General features: G+C 73.8%; 4 protein-coding genes. 3 read left to right on the forward strand and 1 reads right to left on the reverse strand.

What is annotated here, in order from left to right:
• The 3 genes from GT045_RS31320 to GT045_RS31330 form a co-directional block, all read left to right on the forward strand.
• On the forward strand, positions 1–425 hold a 425-nt coding region (locus GT045_RS31320), incomplete at its 5' end, for a lysylphosphatidylglycerol synthase domain-containing protein (RefSeq protein ID WP_202529192.1).
• Between the two features lie 342 nt (positions 426–767).
• On the forward strand, positions 768–1,115 hold the full coding sequence (locus tag GT045_RS31325) for a DUF1330 domain-containing protein (RefSeq protein WP_161286897.1): 348 nt from the start codon (positions 768–770) through the stop codon (positions 1,113–1,115).
• A gap of 407 nt (positions 1,116–1,522) precedes the next feature.
• Entirely contained in the window at positions 1,523–1,999 is a 477-nt protein-coding gene (locus tag GT045_RS31330; RefSeq protein WP_161336249.1) for a DUF5709 domain-containing protein, read from the forward strand.
• Positions 2,000–2,254: 255 nt separating this feature from the next.
• Here GT045_RS31330 and sthA read toward each other — a convergent pair whose 3' ends face one another.
• Positions 2,255–3,655 carry a Si-specific NAD(P)(+) transhydrogenase gene (sthA, locus tag GT045_RS31335; protein WP_161336250.1) on the reverse strand — a complete coding sequence of 467 codons (1,401 nt, stop codon included), beginning with the start codon at positions 3,653–3,655 and terminating at the stop codon, positions 2,255–2,257.
• Between the last annotated feature and the right edge of the window lie 198 nt (positions 3,656–3,853).

Below are 3,853 nucleotides of genomic sequence, written 5' to 3' on the forward strand. Positions count from 1 at the left end.
CGGCCGTCCTGCTGGCCACCCCCTGGTGGACGCGGTGCCGGCGGGCGCTCGCCGCGGTCCTGGCCGACATCCGCGCCCTGCACGCCCGTCCCGCCCGGGCGGCGGCCCTGTGGGGCGGCTCGGTGGCCTTCGCCGCGCTGCACGCGCTGGTCCTCATCGCCGTCACCCGCGCCGTCGGGCTGCCGCTCGCCCCGCTCCAGGTGGCCCTGCTGTACCTCGCGGCCAGCAGCGCCGCCGCCCTGCTGCCCACGCCGGGCGGCCTGGGCTCGCTGGACGCCGCGCTCGCCTTCGCCCTCACCGCCGCCGGAACCCCCGGCGCCGGCGCCGCGTCGGCGGTCCTCGGCTACCGGCTCCTCACCGTCTGGCTGCCGCTGCTGCCCGGCCTCCTGGTCCTCGCGGTGCTGGTCCGGCGCAAAGCCCTGTGACGACAGGGGGGTTCGTGACGTAAGGCCCTGCGACGACGGCGCGTTCGCCACGCAACGCCCCTTTGCCGGCGCGGAGTCAGCGGCGCGACGACCCCTCGTCCGGCGGGGAGTCAGCGGCGCGGCGTCCCGTGCCGACGGGGAGTTCGTGACGTAAGGGCCCTGTGCGGACCGGGAGTCGGCGGTGTGAGGCGCTGTGCCGGCGGCGGGTTCCCGGCGCTACGGGTGCGCCGTCACCGGACTCCTCGGAGCGAGCGGTGCTTTACCCGTGAAGTCATCGATTCCGCGTCACCCCCGTGCCATGATCGTCGGCGTACACCAGTCCGGCCGACGGAAGAGGACGTCATGCCCGCCTACGTCATAGCGCATCTGCAGGAGTCCGCTCCGCACCCGGAGATCGCCGAGTACATCGAGCGCATCACGGACACCTTCGAGCCGTACGGCGGGCGCTTCCTCGTGCACGCCGCGCAGCACGAGGTCAAGGAGGGCGCCTGGCCCGGGCACGTCGTGGTGATCTCCTTCCCGTCCATGGACGCGGCACGGACCTGGTGGGACTCGCCCGCCTACCAGGAGCTCGCGCCGCTGCGTTCGCGCCACATCGAGGGCGACATCATCCTGGTCCCGGGCGTCCCCGAGGACTACGACGCGGCCGACACCGGGCGGGCGATGCGGGAGAGCCTCCCGGCCGGGTGATCACCCGGCCGGGACACGGCCGGCTTTCCCTCCTCGTGGGGGACGGCAGCCGGAGTCTTTACTGCACATGGGTTGCAGATACGCGTGCCCCGGCACAAGGCTGTAAGGCGCGGCCGTACGCGCCACCGAGAAGATGCCTCCCGTGACGGCCGCCCCTGTCTCCGCTCCGATCCCTCCCCGCCAGGACCGGGCACGCGCCCGGCCCGGCACCGCGTCCGTGGCTCCGTGACGCGGCAGGAGCGGGGCAGGGCCCACGGCGCGGACAGCGCCTGCCGCCCGTCGGCCGTGCGCGCTCCCCGGCCGTTCGCCGACGGCGCGGCCGCTTCTGCCCGGGCACCGGCGGGATTAATGATCCGGCCACGGGAAACGCGGACCGGGACCGCCCGCGAGCCCCGAAGGAGGCGACCATGAGCGACCAGCAGTCCGAGCAGACCCCCATGGCGGACGACGCCTACCAGCCCACCGGAACCAACGAGGAGCAGGAGGACGCCGGTCCCCTGGACCTGCAGGACGCGGTGGGAGAGCGGACGTACGACGACATGCTCGACGAGGGCTACTCCCCGCCCGAACGCCCGCTGGGCGTCACCAAGTACGGCACCACCGCCGGTGAGCAGCGTGCCGGGGAGTCCCTGGACGAACGGCTCGGCCAGGAGGTCCCGGACGTGACCGGGCCGGCCGGCGACGAGGTCGGGGACCTGCCCGGAGGCGAGGGCGAGCCCGTCGACCCCGAGGCGGGCGGACCCCGCGCCGGCCGTCTGGTCGCCCCGGACGAGGGCGCCCACACCGACACGGTCAAGGAGGAGGTCGCGCGGGACGTGGGCGTGGACGGGGGAGCGGCGGGAGCCGAGGAGGCGGCGATGCACGTGGTGGAGGAAGGGCCCTGAGCTCCGGGCCGGCGTAAGAGCGGAGCGGCCCCTGAGCTTCGGGCCGGCGTAAGAGCGGAGCGGCCCCTGAGCTTCGGTCCGGCGTGAGAGGTGAGCGGCCCCTGAGCTTCGGTCCGGCGTGGGAGGTGAGCGGCCCCTGAGCCCATGCTCCGGTGGCGAGCCGCGACGGCCCTCAGGCCCCGCTCCGGTGTCCGCCGGGAGGGCCCTGGCCGCGCCGGCTCGGGCCGGGGGCCGCCCGGAGTCCCGTCGGCGGTGCTAGTCCAGCCGGTCCACCTGGCGGAGCCGGTTCGTCGCGTCGAGCGCGGCGACCTTGTACGACTCCGCCAGCGTCGGGTAGTTGAACACCGCGTTTACCAGATAGTCGACGGTGCCCCCGCACCCCATCACGGACTGCCCGATGTGGATCAGCTCGGTCGCCCCCGAGCCGAAGCAGTGCACCCCGAGCAGGGTGCGGGCCTCCGGTGACACCAGCAGCTTGAGCATCCCGTGGGAGTCCCCGATGATCTGCCCCCGGGCCAGCTCCCGGTACCGGGCCATGCCCACTTCGAACGGCACCCGGTCCTCGGTGAGCTGGTCCTCGGTCCGGCCGACGAAGCTGATCTCCGGGATCGTGTAGATGCCGATCGGCTGGAGCCGGTGCATCCGCCCGACCGGTTCGCCGCACGCGTGGTAGGCGGCGGACCGGCCCTGTTCCATCGAGGTCGCCGCGAGCGCCGGGAAGCCGATGACGTCACCGACGGCGTAGATGTGCGGGACTCCGGTGCGGTAGTGCTCGTCGACCTCGATCCGCCCACGCGGGTCCGCCGCCAGGCCGGCCCGCCCGAGATCGAGGTCGTCGGTCAGCCCCTGCCGGCCCGCCGAGTACATCACCGTGTCCGCCGGTATCTTCTTGCCGCTCTCCAGCACCGTGAGCGTGCCGCGCGGGTGGCGCTCCACGGCGGCGACGGTCTCCCCGAAACGGAAGGTCACCGCCAGGTCGCGCAGGTGGTACTTGAGCGACTCGACGATCTCCACGTCGCACAGGTCCAGCATGCCGGGGCGCTTCTCGACCACGGTCACCTTGCTGCCCAGCGCGGCGAACATCGAGGCGTACTCCATGCCGATCACCCCTGCGCCGACGATCACCATGGACCGCGGCACCCGCTCCAGCGACAGCACGTTGTCGGAGTCCATGATGGTCCGCCCGTCGAACTCGACGCTGTCCGGGCGGGCCGGCCGGGTGCCGGTGGCGATGACGATGTGCTCCGCCCCGACCGTCCGTTCCCGCCCGGACGGGTCGGACACCGCCACCGTGTGCGGGTCGGTGAAGCGGGCCGTGCCGGAGTACAGGGTCACCTGGTTACGGGCCAGCTGGCTGCGGACGACGTCCGTCTCGCGGCCGACCACGTGCCGGGTACGTGCGGTCAGGTCGGCGACGGTGATGTCCTCCTTGAGCCGGTAGCTCTGGCCGTACAGGTCGCGCTGGGTGAGGCCGGTCAGGTACAGCACCGCCTCGCGCAGGGTCTTGGAGGGGATGGTGCCGGTGTGCAGGGAGACCCCACCGAGCATGTCGGGGCGGTCGACGAGGGCGACCCGGCGGCCGAGCTTGGCCGCGGCGATGGCGGCCTTCTGGCCGCCGGGTCCGGATCCGATGACGAGCACGTCGAAGTCGGGCACGCACGGGAGTCTGGCAGGCACGGGCCGTCCCGGGGAAGAGACGGCAACCGTTCGATCCCCCGGATCCCGGAAGGCCCCCAATGCGTGCGCCGCGTCCCCCTGCGTGCGCCGCGTCCCCCTGCGCGCGGGGAGGGCCCTGCGTGCGGGCCTGCGGGCCCAAGGGTGCGCGGGCAACGGCGTCCGCGCACGCCGGCGGGC

Source organism: Streptomyces sp. SID486, from assembly GCF_009865385.1.
Classification (GTDB): domain Bacteria; phylum Actinomycetota; class Actinomycetes; order Streptomycetales; family Streptomycetaceae; genus Streptomyces.

Excerpts from the sequence above, each read along its gene's own strand:
- GT045_RS31325 (WP_161286897.1), top strand. The coding sequence starts at position 768 with ATGCCCGCCTACGTCATAGCGCATCTGCAGGAGTCCGCTCCGCACCCG.
- GT045_RS31330 (WP_161336249.1), top strand. The coding sequence starts at position 1,523 with ATGAGCGACCAGCAGTCCGAGCAGACCCCCATGGCGGACGACGCCTAC.